Raw genomic sequence first — 15993 nt, forward strand, 5'->3', positions numbered from 1 at the left:
TGCGGCCCGCCCGCGGCAGGGGGTGCGGCATCCCCGGCGCACCCCCCGGTGCTCAGGCCGACATCAGCAGCCGCCCGCGCCGGGCGCCGGCCAGCGCCTCCGGCGTCAGCACGGGCCGGGGTACGAGGATCCCGCAGTCCGCGCAGACGGGACCGGACGAGGGTTCGTGGTCCAGGCCGTACTTCCAGACGAGGCGCTCCCCGTCGCACACCGGGCAGGACGCGCCCGGTTCGCGCTCCAGGGCCGCGATCAGCCGCCGCAGCACCTCGGCCAGCCGCCCGCCGGGGTGGACCCGCGGGTCGTCGCACCAGGCGACCCCGAAGCCGCCCCAGGTCAGCCGGTGCCAGTCGTCCACGCTGCCCGGACGGCGCAGCCCGTCGTGCTTCTCCTTCCGGCGGCGCTCGGCGAACTCCACCTCGTAGGCCAGCCAGACCGCCCGCGCCTCCTCCAGCTCCTCCAGCGCGGCCACGAGCCGCGCCGGTTCGGGGGAGCGGTCCTCGGGTCCGAACCCGGCCCGGGAGCACAGATGGTCCCAGGTCGCCCGGTGCCCGTAGGGAGCGAACCGCTCCAGGCACTTGCGCAGCGAGTAGCGCCGCAGCGCCAGATCACAGCGCGGATCACGCACCTGTCTCGCCAGACTCCGGAATCCGGCCATCGCCCTGCACCTCCGTCACATCCGCATCTGAACTTCGGTCACTTCGGCGTCGTCGTAGGGATGTCGCGCGACATGCCGGTCAGACGTACGCCCGCCCCGATCGGCTCCATCCGATTTCCGATGCCCTCCCATAAGGCGTCCCGGGTTGACCCGCCCCCTGGCAGGCCGCCGCGCTCCTTCGGCACTGCTCGCGGCGGTGCCGTCCGCGGTGCCGTCCGCGGTGATTGCGGCAGCGGCCGCGAAAACTGACGCATGTTCATCTTCACTCCCGGGGATACCGGCGGTAACGTCCGCTCACCCCCTTCGCGAGGAGCTGCCATGCCACGGCGCACCCCACACCGCGCGTTGTCCGTCAGACGGAGAACTCCCCGCAGGTTCTCCGGGTTCCTGAAGACGGCGTCCGTATGCGTCCTGATCGCGTCACTTGTGTCCCCGCTGGCCCAGACGGCCGCCGCCGCGACCACCGCCACGACCGCGGCGGCCTCCGACGACTACTGCGGCGGCCGGTGTTCGGACATCCTGCCGCCCGGCGAGAACGGCAACGCCACCCTCGCCCAGATCCTGCTCAACCAGGCCTTCGGCACCCAGCCGGCGCACGCCGAGGACCAGCTCGGCCCCTATGCCGGCCTCGCCAAGGGCTATTCCGCGCTGACCGAGGACAAGATCAACACCTTCTTCGACGACGCGTCGTTCGGGGTCCCCGCCGACCAGGTAGCGTCCACCGAGAAGCCGGCCGGCCGCGGCGACGTCACCATCGTCCGCGACAAGAAGACCGGTGTGCCGCACATCACAGGCACCACCCGGTACGGCACCGAGTTCGGCGCCGGATACGCCGCCGCCGAGGACCGGCTGTGGCTGATGGACGTCTTCCGCCACGTCGGCCGCGGCAAGCTCACCTCGTTCGCGGGCGGCGCGCCCGCCAACCAGGGCCTGGAGCAGGAGTTCTACCGCAACGCGCCCTACACCGAGGCCGACCTCCAGGCACAGATCGACTCCGCCGTCGCCGGCAGCGGCGACCGCGGCCGGCAGGCCCTCGCCGACGTCAACGCCTACCTCGAGGGCATCAACGCCTACATCGACGCCTCGGACGGCGGCCGCTACTTCCCCGGCGAGTACGTCCTGACCGGGCACAAGGACGCCATCACCAACGCCGGCACCATCGACCACTTCAAGGTCACCGACCTGGTGGCGCTCGCCTCGGTGGTCGGCTCGCTGTTCGGCGCCGGCGGCGGCGGCGAGGTCAGCAACGCGCTGTCCCTGGTGGCCGCCCAGTCCAAGTTCGGCGTGGAGCAGGGCACCAAGGTGTGGGAGGCGTTCCGCGAACGCAACGACCCCGAGGCCGTCCTCACCCTGCACGACGGCGAGAGCTTCCCCTATGCCGGCGAACCGGCCGCCGCACAGGGCCGGGCGCTGCCCGACGCCGGCTCGGTGACCCGCGAACCCCTGGTCTACGACCGCACCGGCAGCGCCTCCGCCGCCGCGGCGACCCGCGCCTCGGCCGCCGCCGCCACGACGGCCCTCGGCTCCGCCCGGCGCGGCATGTCCAACGCCCTCGTGGTCAGCGGCAAGTACACCGCCGGCGGCCACCCGATAGCCGTCTTCGGGCCGCAGACCGGCTACTTCGCCCCGCAGCTGCTCATGCTCCAGGAGATCCAGGGCCCCGGCCTCAGCGCCCGCGGCGCCTCCTTCGCGGGCCTGAGCATGTACGTCGAACTCGGCCGCGGCCGGGACTACTCCTGGAGCGCGACGACGTCCGGGCAGGACATCATCGACAGCTACGCCGTCGAACTGTGCCAGGACGACTACCACTACCTGTACCACGGCACCTGCACGGCCATGGAGAAGGTCGAGCAGAAGAACGCCTGGACCCCGACGACCGCCGACGGCACCGCGGCCGGCTCGTACACCATGCGGGTGTGGCGCACCGAGTACGGGCCGGTGGCGTACCGGGCCACCGTCGGCGGCAAGAAGGTCGCCTACGCCACCCTGCGCTCGTCCTATCTGCACGAGGCCGACTCGATCATCGGCTTCCAGATGCTCAACGACCCCGATTACGTCACCGGTCCCGAGACCTTCCAGAGCGCGGCGCAGCACATCAACTACACCTTCAACTGGTTCTACGCCGACTCCCGGCACACCGCGTACTACAACAGCGGCGACAACCCCGTGCGCGCCCCCGGTGTCGACGCCGACTTCCCCGTGTGGGGCCGGCCGGCGTACGAGTGGCGCAACTGGGACCCGGCGGTCAACCGGGCCGACTACACCCCGGCCTCCGCCCACCCCAACTCCGTCGACCAGGACTACTACATCTCCTGGAACAACAAGCAGGCCCAGGACTACGGCGCCGCCTCCTGGGGCGACGGCTCGGTGCACCGCGGCAACCTGCTGGACGACCGGGTGAAGAAGCTGGTCGCCGCCGGCGGGGTGACCCGGACGGCGCTGGTCAAGGCGATGGCCGACGCGGCCCTGGCCGACCTGCGGGCCGAGGACGTGCTGCCGAGGCTGCTGAAGGTGGTGACCTCCGCCCCGGTCACCGACGCCACGACCGCCGCGGCCGTGAGCAAGCTCCAGGCCTGGGTGACGGCCGGTGCCCGGCGGACCGAGACCTCGGCCGGGTCGAAGAAGTACGCCGACGCCGACGCGATCCGCATCCTGGACGCCTGGTGGCCGCTGCTGGTGAAGGCCGAGTTCGAACCCGGCCTGGGCAGCGACCTGTACACCGCCTTCACTGGCAACCTGCCCGTCGACGAGGCCCCGTCCGCCGGTCACGGCCCGACCGGCTCCCACGCCGGCAGCTCCTTCCAGTACGGCTGGTGGAGCTATGTCGACAAGGACATCCGGGCGGTCCTCGGTGAGCCGGTCCGCGGCGGCCTGGACCGCACCTACTGCGGCGGCGGCAGCCTCGCCGCCTGCCGGGACGTGCTCACCGCGAGCCTGAAGCAGGCGGCCGGGGCCACCGCCGCCCAGGTCTACCCGGGCGACGACAGTTGCGCGGCCGGTGACCAGTGGTGCGCCGACTCGATCGTCCAGCGCACCCTGGGCGGCATCAAGCACGGCGCCATCAGCTGGCAGAACCGCCCGACCTACCAGCAGGTCGTGGAGTTCACCGCACACCGCTGACGCACGGCCGGCGGCGGGTCAGGCGACACGGCCCGCCGCCAGCACCAGCCGCGCCAGCTCGGGGTGCACGATGTCGCTGTGCGCACCGCCGGGCGGCCCTCCGCGTCTGACCACGGCGGACACGTCGACGTTGACGCAGCCCGACGCGGGCAGCGGCCCGCGCAGGGCCGCCGCCAGGTCGAGGCGGGGGGTGCCCGGCACCGCGCACACCCCGTCGTAGCCCAGCGCTCCCCACTCGGCGCCCAGCGCCCGCCCGATGCCGAGGTCCGCGACGGACCGGTCGTCGCCGGCCAGCCGCGAGGCCAGCGGGTACAGCGTGCCGAGCGCCGAGTCGAAGTGCGAGTGGCAGCACACCAGCGGGCCGGCCACCCGCCCCTGCCGCCCCCGCAGCGCCCCCGCGGCCCGTGCGTCGTGCGGCAGCCCGGCCGCGAACGCGTAGTGCGAGAAGGCGCCCTGGAGCAGCGTCACCGAGCCGACCGTGCGCACCCCCGCGGGCAGCCCGCGCAGCGCGAACGACACCAGCCGGCCGCCGAAGCTGTGCCCCACCAGATGCACCCGCACCCCCGGCGCCGCCCCGGCCAGCTGTCCCAGCACCGGCCCGAGCCCGCGCTCGCCGACCACGCCCGCCCGCCGCTTCATGGCGTGGTAGGCGGCCTGCCGCAGCAGCTCCTTGGCGCCCTCCCACGGGTTCGGCAGTGTGAAGCCGGCGGCCCCGCCCGGGCAGCGCAGCTCCGCCAGGGCCCGCGCGAAGGTGTCGCACACCTCCACCGGGTCCCCGGTGAGCAGCGCCGGTTCCCGGGCCGGTCCGCCGTCCCCCTCGGTGTCCGCCGCGCAGCGGGCCTGCGGGCTGTCCGGTGCCACCTCCACCAGCACCCGCACCAGACCCGCGAACTCCGTGAGCCCGGCCGCCCCGCCCGGCTGTGCCTCCAGCAGCCGGGCGAGCCGGTCGAGCACGGTGGCCCGGCCGGGGAAAACCTCCAGCAGGGCGCGCCGGGTGTCCTTGTCCAGCGCCGGCCGCGGCACCGCCTCGGCCTCCGCGGCCACCGCCGACCTCGGGAAGTCGGGGATCGGCTCGTCGCAGAACCGCATCGACGGCCAGATCACCCCCACGTACCCGATCCGCGCCCGGGGGGCGAGCGCGGGGAAGGGGGCGAAGAAGCGGCGGTACAGCGCGGTCGCGCCCGTGCGGTCGTTGTTCCAGCCGTGCGCGAAGACGACCAGGTCACGCACGCCGCGGTGCGTGACCTGCGCCAGCAGCCGGTCCCGTTCGGGCCCGGCCACGTCGCCGTCCGCGTCGAAGGTCAGCTCCCAGTAGGGAGTCACGCTCATTCCAGAGTCCGCCATGACAGGCTCCCTCGTCCCCCGAACCGGTGCGATGTGGGCGCATCGTCCCGCTGTGGGGCAAGGTTGGCCATACCGCGCGGCTCACCTGTAGAGCAGATACTTCTTCCGTACGGCACGGAACGCGGCCAGTTCCTCCTGCCAGGCGGCCACCACCTCGTCCGGGTCCGCCCCGGCGTCGATCGCGGTGCGCACCGCGGCGGACCCGGTGAGCTTGTCGATCCAGTGGTCCGGGCGCCAGGCGAAGCCGCTCCACACCCGCTTGGCCGTCACCAGCAGCGCGATGCCGGTCCGTACCGGGTCGAAGGCCGCCCGGTCGTGCACATGGAGCTGCACACCGCCGATCGTCGTGCCCTGGAACTTGGAGAACGTCGGCGCGAAGTACGCCTCCCGGAACCGGACGCCGGGCAGCTCCAGGGCGTTCGCGGCGCGCGCCCAGCGCCCGTCGACGCCGTCCGCGCCGAGCAGTTCGAAGGGCCGGGTGGTGCCGCGCCCCTCCGACAGGTTGGTGCCCTCGAACAGACAGGTCCCCGGGTACACCAGGGCGGTGTCCGGGGTCGGCATGTTGGGGCTGGGCGGCACCCACGGCAGCCCGCAGGCGTCGTAGAACCACGAGCGCCGCCAGCCCGTCATGGTGACCGTCTCCAGCTCCACCGGGGCGGCCAGGAACTCGCCGTTGAACAACCGCGCCAGCTCCGCCACCGTCATCCCGTGCGCCTGGGCGATCGGCTCGCGCCCCACGAAGGTGGCGAACTCCCGGTGCAGCACCGGCCCCTGGGCCGCCCGCCCGGTCACCGGGTTGGGCCGGTCCAGGACGACGAACCGCTTGCCCGCGAGCCGGGCCGCCTCCATGCAGTCGTACAGGGTCCAGATGTAGGTGTAGAAGCGCGCACCGACGTCCTGGATGTCGAACACGACCGTGTCCACGCCGGAGGCGGTGAAGACGTCCGCGAGGGGCGCGCCGCTCTTGAGGTAGGTGTCGTAGACCGGCAGCCCGGTCGCCGGGTCGTCGTGGCGGCCCTCGGAGCCGCCGGCCTGGGCAGTGCCCCGGAAGCCGTGCTCGGGCCCGAAGACGGCGGTCAGCCGCACCCGCGGGTCGGCGTGCATGACGTCGACGAGGTGCCGCGCGTCCCGGGTGATCCCGGTGGGGTTGGTGACGACGCCGACGCGCTGCCCGTCGAGCTGGGCGTAGCCGCCGGCGGCCAGGCGTTCGAAGCCCGTGCGGAGGTGTCCCCGGGGCGCGGGAGCGGCCGCGGTGGACGTGAGGGGCATCGCGGCGGGTGCCGACGCGAGCACTGCTCGTCTGGACAGGGGCATGGGGCGGGACCTTCCGTGAGTCGGGGCGTGCGGGCGGTGCGGAGGCGGCCGCGTCCGTGCGGTGCGGTCGCCCGCCGGTGCGGCCCGTGCCTCATAGGTGTGCGGCAACGGCCCTTCCCCTTACACATACCGACTGGTTAGTCTGGGCCCGGGTGGCGCCGGGGGCGACCCGGTGCCGAGCCGTACCCGGCCGTGTCGAAGGAGACCGATGGTGGAAGCCGTGCAGGATGCCGGAGTGGTCGTCACCGGAGCGGGCGGTGGGATCGGGGCCGCGCTGGCCCGCCGGTTCGCCGCCGAAGGAGCCCGGGTCGTCGTGAACGACCTGGACGAGGGCAAGGCCAAGGCCGTCGCCGCGGAGATCGGCGGCCTCGCCGTCCCCGGCGACGCCTCCGCCGTCGTCGCCGAGGCCCGCGAGGCGCTCGGCGGCACGGTCGACGTCTGGTGCGCCAACGCCGGCGTCGCCTCCGGCGGCTCCGAGGCGGCCGGCGAGGCGGTCTGGGCGCGCGCCTGGGACGTCAACGTCATGGCCCACGTCCGCGCCGCCGAGCAGCTGCTGCCGGGCTGGCTGGAGCGCGGCCACGGCCGTTTCGTCTCCACGGTCTCCGCCGCCGGCCTGCTCACCATGATCGGCGCCGCCCCCTACAGCGTCACCAAGCACGGCGCCTACGCCTTCGCCGAGTGGCTGTCGCTGACCTACCGCCACCGCGGCCTGAAGGTCCACGCGATCTGCCCCCAGGGCGTGCGCACCGACATGCTGGCCGGCACCGGCAGCGCGGGCGACCTGGTGCTCCGGCCGACCGCCATCGACCCCGAGGACGTGGCGGACGCCCTGTTCACGGGCATCGAGGAGGACCGCTTCTTGATCCTGCCGCACCCCGAGGTCGCCGGGTACTACGCCGCCCGGGCCGCCGACCCCGAGCGCTGGCTGGGTACCATGAACCACATCCAGCAGAAGTGGGAAGAGGCCTGATGACCGAGTCCCACTACGCCGCCCGCCCCTGGCTCGCCCTGCTGAACGAGGCCCAGCGCGCCCCCGTGCACCCGGTCGGCTCCCTGGTGCACGCCCTGCGCCGCGCCGCCGCCGAGACCCCCGAGCGCACCTTCCTGGCCTACTTCGACGGCCGGCTGAGCTACCGCGAGACCGACGGGCTGAGCGACTCCGTCGCCGCCCGCCTCGCCGCCCGCGGACTGGCCCGCGGCGACCGGGTCGCCGTCCTGCTGCAGAACTCCCCGCACTTCGTGATCGCCGTCCTCGGCGCCTGGAAGGCGGGCGCCACCGTGGTGCCCGTCAACCCCATGTACAAGTCGGCCGAGGTCGCTCACGTCCTGAAGGACGCCGAGGCCGCCGCGCTGATCTGCTCCGACCGGGCCTGGGAGGCGTATCTGCGGGAGACCGCCGCCGGCTCGCCGGTGCGGACCGTGCTCACGGCGTGCGAGCTGCACTTCCAGACCCGCGACGATCCGCGCGTGCTCGCCTTCCGGCGGCTCCCGCAGGCACCCGACGCCGAGGACCTGGTGAGCGTGGCCCGCGAGGGCGGCGCGGCGCCCCGGGGCCGCGACCCCGGCCCCGCCGACATCGCCCTGATCAGCTACACCTCGGGCACCAGCGGCACCCCCAAGGGCGCCACCAACACGCACGGCAACATCATGCACAACGCCGAGCGGCAGCGGACCGGGCTGAACCTGCCCGACCCGCCCGTCTACCACGCGCTGGCCCCGCTGTTCCACATCACCGGGATGGTCTGCCAGCTCGCCGCCTGCCTCGACAGCGCGGGCACGCTGGTGCTGACGTACCGCTTCGAGCCGGGGGTGGTGCTGGAGGCGTTCGCCGAGCACCGCCCGCACTACACGGTGGGCCCGTCCACGGCGTTCATGGCGCTGGCCGCCCACCCGGACGCCGGCCGCGACCACTTCTCCTCCTTCGCGCACCTCTCCTCGGGCGGGGCGCCGCTGCCCCCGGCCCTGGTGGAGCGGTTCCGCGAGCGCTTCGGGCCCTACATCCGCAACGGCTACGGCCTGACCGAGTGCACCGCCCCCTGCGCCTCCGTCCCGCCGGGTCTGGAGGCACCCGTAGACCCGGTCTCCGGGACCCTCGCCGTGGGCGTGCCCGGCGCCGAGACGGTCGTCCGCATCCTGGACGAGCAGGGCGCGGAGGTCCCCTTCGGCACCCAGGGCGAGATCGTCGTCAGCGGCCCCCAGGTCGTCCCCGGCTACTGGCGCCGCCCCGACGCCACCGCCGAGGCCTTCCCCGGCGGCGAACTGCGCACCGGTGACATCGGCTTCATGGACGAGCAGGGCTGGCTCTACGTCGTCGACCGCAAGAAGGACATGATCAACGCCTCCGGCTTCAAGGTCTGGCCGCGCGAGGTCGAGGACGTCCTGTACACCCACCCGGCGGTGCGCGAGGCGGCCGTCGTCGGCATTCCCGACGGGTACCGCGGGGAGAGCGTGAAGGCCTACATCAGCCTGCGTCCCGGCGCCGACGCGGACCCCGGTACGCTCGCCGCCTACTGCAAGGAGAGACTGGCCGCCTACAAGTATCCGCGCCAGGTGGAGATCCTGCCCGACCTGCCCAAGACGGCCAGTGGCAAGATCCTCCGTCGGGAGCTGCGTTCCCGCGTGCGCGACGGTCAGTGAAGCTTTACGGAAAGGCAGGTGGCGGCAGTGCCCAGGACGACCGACGGGGACGCTGTGCCCGTCCCGCAGCGGCTGCTGGCCGCCGCCACCAGGCTCTTCGCCGAGCAGGGCTACGACCGCACCTCCGTGCAGGAGATCGTCGAGGCGGCCGGGGTCACCAAGGGAGCCCTCTACCACTACTTCGGCTCCAAGGACGACCTGCTGCACGAGATCTACGCGCGCGTGCTGCGGGTCCAGCAGGAGCGCCTCGACGCCTTCGCCGACGCCGACGAACCGGTCGAGAAGCGGCTGCGCGCGGCGGCGGCCGACGTCGTCGTCACGACCATCGACAACCTCGACGACGCGTCGATCTTCTTCCGCTCCATGCACCACCTGAGCCCGGAGAAGAACAAGCAGGTGCGCGCCGAGCGCCGCCGCTACCACGAGCGCTTCCGCGCGCTCGTCGAGGAGGGCCAGCGCGAGGGCGTCTTCTCCACGGCGACCCCCGCCGACCTGGTGGTGGACTACCACTTCGGCTCCGTCCACCACCTGTCCACCTGGTACCGCCCGGACGGCCCCCTGGCGCCCCAGGAACTCGCCGCCCACCTCGCCGACCTGCTGCTGCGGGCACTGCGGCCCTGACGCACGCCGGACACGCGCGAGGGGGCGGGCGCCGCGGCGCCCGCCCCCTCGCGCGCGTGCTCACCGGTACTTCTTCAGCTCCCGCCGGGCCAGCGACCGCTGGTGCACCTCGTCCGGACCGTCGGCCAGCATCAGCGTGCGGGCGCCCGCGTACAGCTCGGCCAGCGGGAAGTCCTGGCTGACGCCGCCCGCCCCGTGCAGCTGGATGGCCCGGTCCAGGATGCCGACGACCGCCCGGGGCGTGGCGATCTTGATGGACTGGATCTCGGTGTGGGCGCCCCGGTTGCCCACGGTGTCCATCAGCCAGGCCGTCTTCAGCACCAGCAGCCGCAGCTGCTCCACCGTCACCCGGGCGTCCGCGATCCAGTTGTGCACCACGCCCTGCTGGGCGAGCGCCTTGCCGAAGGCGGTGCGGGACACGGCCCGCCGGCACATCAGCTCGATCGCCCGCTCGGCCATGCCGATCAGCCGCATGCAGTGGTGGATGCGGCCCGGACCGAGACGGGCCTGGGCGATGGCGAAGCCGCCGCCCTCCTCCCCGATCAGGTTCGACACCGGCACGCGCGCGTGGTCGAAGACCACCTCGGCGTGACCGCCGTGGTAGTGGTCCTCGTAGCCGAAGACCCGCATCGCGCGCTCCACCCGGACGCCGGGCGTGTCCCGGGGGACCAGCACCATCGACTGCTGGCGGCGGATGTCCGGCCCGTCGGGGTCGGTCTTGCCCATCACGATGAAGATCGAGCAGTCCGGGTTCATCGCCCCGGAGATGTACCACTTGCGGCCCGTGACGACGTACTCGTCGCCGTCGCGCTCGATCAGGGTGGTGATGTTGGTGGCGTCCGAGGAGGCCACCTCCGGCTCGGTCATCGCGAACGCCGAGCGGATCTCCCCGGCCAGCAGCGGCTCCAGCCACTGCTTGCGCTGCTCCTCGCTGCCGAACTGCGCCAGCACCTCCATGTTGCCGGTGTCCGGCGCGGCGCAGTTCAGCGCGGTGGGCGCCAGCTGCGGGGAGCGGCCGGTGATCTCGGCGAGCGGGGCGTACTGGAGGTTCGTCAGCCCGGCCCCGTACGCGGCGTCCGGCAGGAACAGGTTCCACAGGCCCTGCCGGCGCGCCTCGGCCTTCAGCTCCTCCACCACCGCCGGGGTGTCCCACGGCGAGGCCAGCGCGGCCCGCTGCTCCTCGGCGACCGCCTCGGCCGGGTAGACGTGCTCGTCCATGAAGGCGAGCAGCTTGCCGCGCAGCTCCTCGGTGCGCGCGTCGAACGCGAAGTCCATGGTGGCTCAGCCTTCCTGAAGAGTGGTCAGTCCGTGGTCGATGAAGACCGGGACGAGGTCGCCGATGCGGTCGAAGCCCCGCCCGACCGTCTGGCCGAGCGTGTAGCGGTAGTGGATGCCCTCCAGGATCACGGCGAGCTTGAACCAGGCGAACGCCGTGTACCAGGACACCGCCGACACGTCCCGCCCCGAGCGCGCCGCGTACCGCTCGACCAGCTCCTGCGGCGAGGGGTGCCCGGGCGCCTCGGCGGTGGTGGAGACGGGCGAGCCGGGCATGCCCAGCGGCCGGCTGTACATCACCAGCAGACCGAGGTCGGTCAGCGGGTCGCCGAGCGTGGACATCTCCCAGTCGAGGATCGCCCGGATCGTGTCACCGCCCGCGTCGGTGCCGCCGGTCCCGGCGGGGTCGCCCGCCGGGCCGATCAGGACGTTGTCGAGGCGGTAGTCGCCGTGCACCACCGCGGGCGTTCCGGAGTGCGGCAGCCGCCGCCCGAGCGTCGCGTGCAGCTCGTCGATGCCGGGCAGGTCGCGGTTGCGGGAGGCGTCCAGCTGCTTGCCCCAGCGGCGCAGCTGGCGGTCCAGGAAGCCCTCCGGCCGGCCGAAGTCGGCCAGGCCCACCGCGGCCGGGTCCACCGCGTGCAGCCCCACGAGCGTGTCCACCAGGCCCAGCACCACGTTCCGGGTGCGCTCGGGCCCCAGCGGCGCCAGCTGGTCCGCGGTGCGGTACGGGGTGCCCTCGACGAACTCCATCACGTAGAAGGGCGCCCCGAGCACCTCCGTGTCCTCGCACAGCAGCACCGGGCGGGGCACGGGGACGTCCGTCGGGTGCAGGGCGCTGATCACGCGGTGCTCGCGCTTCATGTCGTGCGCGGTGGCCAGGACGTGGCCCAGCGGGGGGCGCCGCACGACCCACTTCGAGGCGCCGTCGCCGACCGCGTAGGTGAGGTTCGACCGTCCGCCCTCGATCAGCCGCCCCGTCAGCGGGCCGCTCACCAGACCGGGCCGCTCCCGGTCGAGCAGGCCGCGCAGCCGGTCGAGATCGAGTCCGGGCGGGTGGTCGGGGCTCATGCGTCGCTCCTCCGTACGGTGGAAAGGATGCGACTCATGATGCCGACCGGTCGGTATGCCGTCCAGTGGCTGACGCAAACGTGATCGGAGCCACCCTAGGCCGACGGCTCCCCGGAAGACCTCCCGGGGAGCCGTCGGGTGCGCCGGGATGGCTCAGTGGTCGTCCCAGTGGCCCTCGTGCTCGGCGTGCCGGTGTCCGTCGTGCAGGTAGTCCACGTGGTCGCCGTGGACCACACGCGGGTGCCCGCAGCCCTCGCCGTGCCGGTGGTCGTGGCCGTCGTGCGCGAGGTGCCCGGCCGGCTCGCACTCGTCCCAGTGGCCGCCGTGCTCGCGGTGCAGATGGCCGTCGTGCGCGTAGTCGAGGTGGTCGCCGTGCGGCACGGCGGTGTGCCCGCAGCCGGGGCCGTGGCTGTGGGTGCCGTGCGCGTCGTGTTCCTGGTGCAGCGCGGTCATGGTGGTCACCTTCGGGGGTACGGGTGAGGGCGGCGCCGGCGTCGCGGGGGACGCGCACGCCGCTGACGACGCACAGGTTGCCACGCGAACACCGCATATCGGGACATCCCGCTTGCGTGGCGCCCGACCACCCCGGAGGGTCGGTGGCATGAAGGGCATCAGTTACAGCCGGTACGGCGGACCCGAGGTACTGGAGTACGGTGAGGTCCGCGACCCCAAGGTCGGTCCCGACGCGGTGCTGCTCGAGGTGCGGGCGGCCGCCGTCAACCCCGTCGACTGGAAGTGCCGCGAGGGCCACCTGGACGGCGTCCTGGACCCCGTCTTCCCGGTGATCCCGGGCTGGGACGTCAGCGGGGTGGTGGTACGGCCGGGAGCGGCCGTGACGGAGTTCTCCGCCGGCGACGAGGTCATCGGCTACGTCCGCGAGGACGTCCTCTCCCGGGGCACCTTCGCCGAGTACGTCGCCGCCCCGGTGCGCACCCTCGCCCGCAAGCCGCGCAACCTGGGCTTCGAGGAGGCCGCCGGGCTGCCGCTGGCCGGGCTCACCGCCTACCAGGTCATCGTCAAGGTGCTCCAGGTCGGGCGCGGCGAGACGGTCCTGGTGCACGCGGCCGCCGGCGGCGTCGGCTCCCTCGCCGTCCAGATCGCCGCCCACCTGGGCGCCCGGGTGATCGGCACGGCGAGCGAGCGCAACCACGACTTCGTCCGCGGCCTCGGCGGCGAGCCCGTCACCTACGGCGAGGGCCTGGCCGAGCGGGTGCGCGGACTCGCCCCCGAGGGCGTCGACGCGGCCTTCGACACCATCGGCGGCGACACCCTGAAGGTCTCCGCCAACCTGCTGGCGCCCGAGGGCCGCCTGGCGTCGGTCGCCGACCCGGACGTGAGCGGCTACGGCGGCCGCTACCACTTCGTACGCCCCGACGCCGAGGACCTGACCCGGCTCGCCGCGCTCGCCGAACAGGGCGCCGTCTCCGTCCACGTCAGCGAGACGTTCCCGCTGGAGCGGGCGGCCGAGGCCCACCGGCTGAGCCAGGAGGGCCGCACCCGGGGCAAGATCGTTGTCACGGTGGAGTAGGCGCCGGTACCCGCCGGGGCTGAATCCCCCCTACACGACCAGCGCGGCCGCGCACACCGCCAGCGACACGGTGCACAGCGCGGCCGCCGTCGCGTGCCGGGGCGCCAGCGCCCGGGGCCGGCCGGGCGCCGCCAGGACGCGGATGCGCCGGTGGGCCGCGAACAGGAAGCCCAGCCACAGCGCACAGCACGCGGCGCACACGACGATCCCGGCCGCGCTCGCGCCGCCGTGCAGGGCGGCCCGCACCGCCAGCACGGCGGCCACGGTCCCCGACAGGGTCGTACGCCGCCAGGCCAGCCGGGTCCGCTCCGGCTGGAGCCCGGGGTCGCGCCCGTCCGGGCCACCGGCCGGCCGCCGTGCGCTCACCCCGCCCACCCGGCGAACACCACGACCACCATGGCCACCGCGACCACGGCGACGACCAGGCTGAGCACCGCCGGGAACCGGGAGGCGGGCAGGTCCTCGCCCCGGCGCATGGCCCGCTCGCAGCGCACCCAGTGGTTCACCGCGCGTAGCGAGCACAGCACGCCCGCCGCGAGCAGCGCGAGCGCCAGCCCCACCCGCCAGCCCCAGCGCAGGTCCGGCAGGAACTGGTCCACCGCGAAGCCCCCGCCGATGAGCGCCAGCGCGGTACGCAGCCAGGCCAGGAAGGTGCGCTCGTTCGCCAGCGAGAACCGGTAGTCGGGCGTACCGCCCTCGTCCCGCACCCGCTCGGGCGCGAACCACAGCCGGACGTTCCGCACGAAGTCGCTCACGAGGAGGACCCTATCGGCCCGCCGGGACCCCGGCCGCGCAGGTCAGCGCGGTCGCGGGCACCCGCGGCCCGCGGGCTCAGCCGGAACGGCGCAGGGCGCTCAGCCGCTCCCACGCCGCCAGCCCGTCCGGCACCCACTCCCACTCCCCGAGGCGCCGCGCCAGCTCGTCCCCGGTCAGGAAGTCCCACCAGGCGACCTCCTCGGCCTGCGGCCGCACCGCCGACGGGCAGCGCACCTCGTACACCGCCGACCACCAGGTACGGCCCGCGCCGTCGTCGTAGAGGAACCGGAAGAGGAACTCGGGCCGGGGCAGCCCGGTCACCCCCAGCTCCTCCTCGGCCTCCCGCAGCGCAGCGTCGTCGTAGGACTCGCCCGCGCCCACCACCCCGCCGACGAACATGTCGTACAGCGAGGGGAAGACCAGCTTCGTCGGGGTGCGGCGGTGCACGAACAGCCGTCCCCGCGCGTCCCGGGCCTGGACGAACACGCACCGGTGCCGCAGCCCGCGCGCGTACGCCTCCCCGCGCGGGGACTGCCCGACGACCCGGTCGTGCTCGTCGACGATGTCGAGGATCTCGTCAGCGGAGGTCATGCCGCCCATCCAAGCAGGACCGCCGGGCGCGGGGCGCGGTGGCCGGCGCGTCAGCGGCGCTGGAGATCGCGGGCCGGCTCCGCCTCGGACGCCCCGCAGGGCATCGCCGGGTGCAGCCCCAGCAGCACGATGCCCAGCACGATCGCGGCGAGCCCCGCCGCCTGCCAGGCCAGCGCCCCGGTGTCGGTCCGCAGCTGGTCCCCGAGGAAGCCCACCCCGCACAGGATGCCGGCCAGCGGCTGGGCGGCGGTGAGGGCGGGCAGCGACATCCGCAGCGGCGCCGTCTCGAAGGCGCTCTGCACCAGCAGCAGCCCGGTGACGCCGAGCACCAGCACGCCGTACGGCTGCCAGCCGGTGAGCAGCTCGGTGATCCCGCCCTCGGCGAAGCGGGTGCCGCTCACCCGGGTCAGCGCGTCCTGCACGCCGTACAGCAGACCGGCGGCCAGGGCCAGCAGCACCGGCCCCCAGCTCAGCCGGGAGCGTTTGGCGTAGGTGGTGAGCAGCAGGGCCAGGCCCAGCACGGCGCCGATGATCAGCCAGTGCCGGGCCGGATCGGTGACGGCGGTGCCGCCGCGCGGCTGCCCGGCCACGATGAACGCGCTGACCCCGCCCGCCAGCAGCAGCAGTCCCGCCCAGCCCTGCCGGCCCAGGGACTGCTTGGTCTGGTGGCGGGAGAGGGCGAGGGCGAACAGCAGGTTCGTCGCCAGCAGCGGCTCGATCAGGGAGATCTCGCCCTCGCTCAGGGCGACCGCGCCGAGGATCATGCCGGCCACCATCAGGCCGATGCCGCCCAGCCAGCGCGGCACCCGGATCAGGTCCAGCAGCAGGCGGAGGGAGAGGAAGTCGCTCAGCGGGGCGTTCTGGGCGGCGTTCTGCTGGAGCACGAAGCCGAAGCCCAGACAGCAGGCCGCGCTCACGGCGAGAACGAATACCAGGACGGACACGCTGCGTACCTCGATCATCCGGTCGGGCGACGGGTGCGTAGGGGCCGACTGTAGCGCTCCCGGGCCGGCACTGCCCCGGGGAGTACCCGGGGCCGGGCGGTTGACGCGGTCACGATGCCCTGGCGACGCGGTGGCCGGGT

The 15993-nt window shown here is 73.9% G+C and carries 15 protein-coding genes; 5 read left to right on the plus strand and 10 right to left on the minus strand.

Annotated elements, in window-relative coordinates:
- Positions 1-52: 52 nt before the first annotated feature.
- On the minus strand, positions 53-655 hold the full coding sequence (locus tag ACZ6CZ_RS23170) for a hypothetical protein (RefSeq protein WP_469024257.1): 603 nt from the start codon (positions 653-655) through the stop codon (positions 53-55).
- Between the two features lie 318 nt (positions 656-973).
- On the opposite strand from ACZ6CZ_RS23170, the gene ACZ6CZ_RS23175 reads away from it, so the two are divergent.
- Positions 974-3775 carry a penicillin acylase family protein gene (locus ACZ6CZ_RS23175; RefSeq protein WP_469024259.1) on the plus strand — a complete coding sequence of 934 codons (2802 nt, stop codon included), beginning with the start codon at positions 974-976 and terminating at the stop codon, positions 3773-3775.
- 18 nt (positions 3776-3793) lie between these two features.
- Here ACZ6CZ_RS23175 and ACZ6CZ_RS23180 read toward each other — a convergent pair whose 3' ends face one another.
- A complete protein-coding gene (locus ACZ6CZ_RS23180; RefSeq protein ID WP_469024260.1) occupies positions 3794-5119 on the minus strand; it encodes a serine-threonine protein kinase in 1326 nt (441 codons plus the stop codon).
- Positions 5120-5200: 81 nt separating this feature from the next.
- A complete protein-coding gene (locus tag ACZ6CZ_RS23185) occupies positions 5201-6433 on the minus strand; it encodes an exo-beta-N-acetylmuramidase NamZ family protein (RefSeq protein WP_469024262.1) in 1233 nt (410 codons plus the stop codon).
- Between the two features lie 208 nt (positions 6434-6641).
- On the opposite strand from ACZ6CZ_RS23185, the gene ACZ6CZ_RS23190 reads away from it, so the two are divergent.
- The 3 genes from ACZ6CZ_RS23190 to ACZ6CZ_RS23200 are packed head-to-tail and all read left to right on the plus strand — an operon-like array spanning position 6642 to position 9691.
- Positions 6642-7403, plus strand: coding sequence for an SDR family oxidoreductase (locus ACZ6CZ_RS23190; protein ID WP_469024265.1), 762 nt, complete (start codon positions 6642-6644; stop codon positions 7401-7403).
- Complete coding sequence (locus ACZ6CZ_RS23195; protein WP_469024268.1) at positions 7403-9070, plus strand: class I adenylate-forming enzyme family protein; 1668 nt, start codon at positions 7403-7405, stop codon at positions 9068-9070. Before ACZ6CZ_RS23190 ends, ACZ6CZ_RS23195 begins: the two co-directional genes overlap by 1 nt.
- A gap of 27 nt (positions 9071-9097) precedes the next feature.
- The gene (locus tag ACZ6CZ_RS23200) at positions 9098-9691 is read left to right on the plus strand and encodes a TetR/AcrR family transcriptional regulator (RefSeq protein WP_469024271.1); all 594 of its coding nucleotides are present in this window, start codon (positions 9098-9100) and stop codon (positions 9689-9691) included.
- Between the two features lie 60 nt (positions 9692-9751).
- Here the strand turns inward: ACZ6CZ_RS23200 and ACZ6CZ_RS23205 are convergent, their stop codons facing one another.
- The 3 genes from ACZ6CZ_RS23205 to ACZ6CZ_RS23215 all read right to left on the minus strand — a co-directional run bounded on the left by ACZ6CZ_RS23205 (position 9752) and on the right by ACZ6CZ_RS23215 (position 12487).
- Positions 9752-10966: an acyl-CoA dehydrogenase family protein gene (locus tag ACZ6CZ_RS23205; RefSeq protein ID WP_469024273.1), complete on the minus strand. Its 1215-nt coding sequence runs from the start codon at positions 10964-10966 to the stop codon at positions 9752-9754.
- A 6-nt stretch (positions 10967-10972) separates the two neighbouring features.
- A complete protein-coding gene (locus ACZ6CZ_RS23210; protein ID WP_469024276.1) occupies positions 10973-12034 on the minus strand; it encodes a phosphotransferase family protein in 1062 nt (353 codons plus the stop codon).
- Positions 12035-12187: 153 nt separating this feature from the next.
- The gene (locus ACZ6CZ_RS23215; RefSeq protein ID WP_469024278.1) at positions 12188-12487 is read right to left on the minus strand and encodes a hypothetical protein; all 300 of its coding nucleotides are present in this window, start codon (positions 12485-12487) and stop codon (positions 12188-12190) included.
- Positions 12488-12635: 148 nt separating this feature from the next.
- Here ACZ6CZ_RS23215 and ACZ6CZ_RS23220 point away from each other — a divergent pair, with 148 nt between their 5' ends.
- Positions 12636-13562 (plus strand): NADP-dependent oxidoreductase, encoded by a 927-nt coding sequence (locus ACZ6CZ_RS23220; RefSeq protein WP_469024280.1) that lies wholly within the window; start codon positions 12636-12638, stop codon positions 13560-13562.
- A gap of 30 nt (positions 13563-13592) precedes the next feature.
- Here ACZ6CZ_RS23220 and ACZ6CZ_RS23225 read toward each other — a convergent pair whose 3' ends face one another.
- The 4 genes from ACZ6CZ_RS23225 to ACZ6CZ_RS23240 all read right to left on the minus strand — a co-directional run bounded on the left by ACZ6CZ_RS23225 (position 13593) and on the right by ACZ6CZ_RS23240 (position 15853).
- Positions 13593-13928, minus strand: a complete 336-nt coding sequence (locus ACZ6CZ_RS23225) for a DUF202 domain-containing protein (protein ID WP_469024282.1) — start codon at positions 13926-13928, stop codon at positions 13593-13595.
- Positions 13925-14317 carry a YidH family protein gene (locus ACZ6CZ_RS23230; RefSeq protein WP_469024284.1) on the minus strand — a complete coding sequence of 131 codons (393 nt, stop codon included), beginning with the start codon at positions 14315-14317 and terminating at the stop codon, positions 13925-13927. Before ACZ6CZ_RS23230 ends, ACZ6CZ_RS23225 begins: the two co-directional genes overlap by 4 nt.
- A gap of 76 nt (positions 14318-14393) precedes the next feature.
- Positions 14394-14909 carry an NUDIX hydrolase gene (locus ACZ6CZ_RS23235; protein WP_469024287.1) on the minus strand — a complete coding sequence of 172 codons (516 nt, stop codon included), beginning with the start codon at positions 14907-14909 and terminating at the stop codon, positions 14394-14396.
- Positions 14910-14959: 50 nt separating this feature from the next.
- Positions 14960-15853, minus strand: a complete 894-nt coding sequence (locus ACZ6CZ_RS23240; RefSeq protein ID WP_469024289.1) for a DMT family transporter — start codon at positions 15851-15853, stop codon at positions 14960-14962.
- Positions 15854-15993 lie beyond the last annotated feature (140 nt).

The sequence above is a fragment of the Streptomyces sp. NPDC041135 genome, assembly GCF_055592085.1.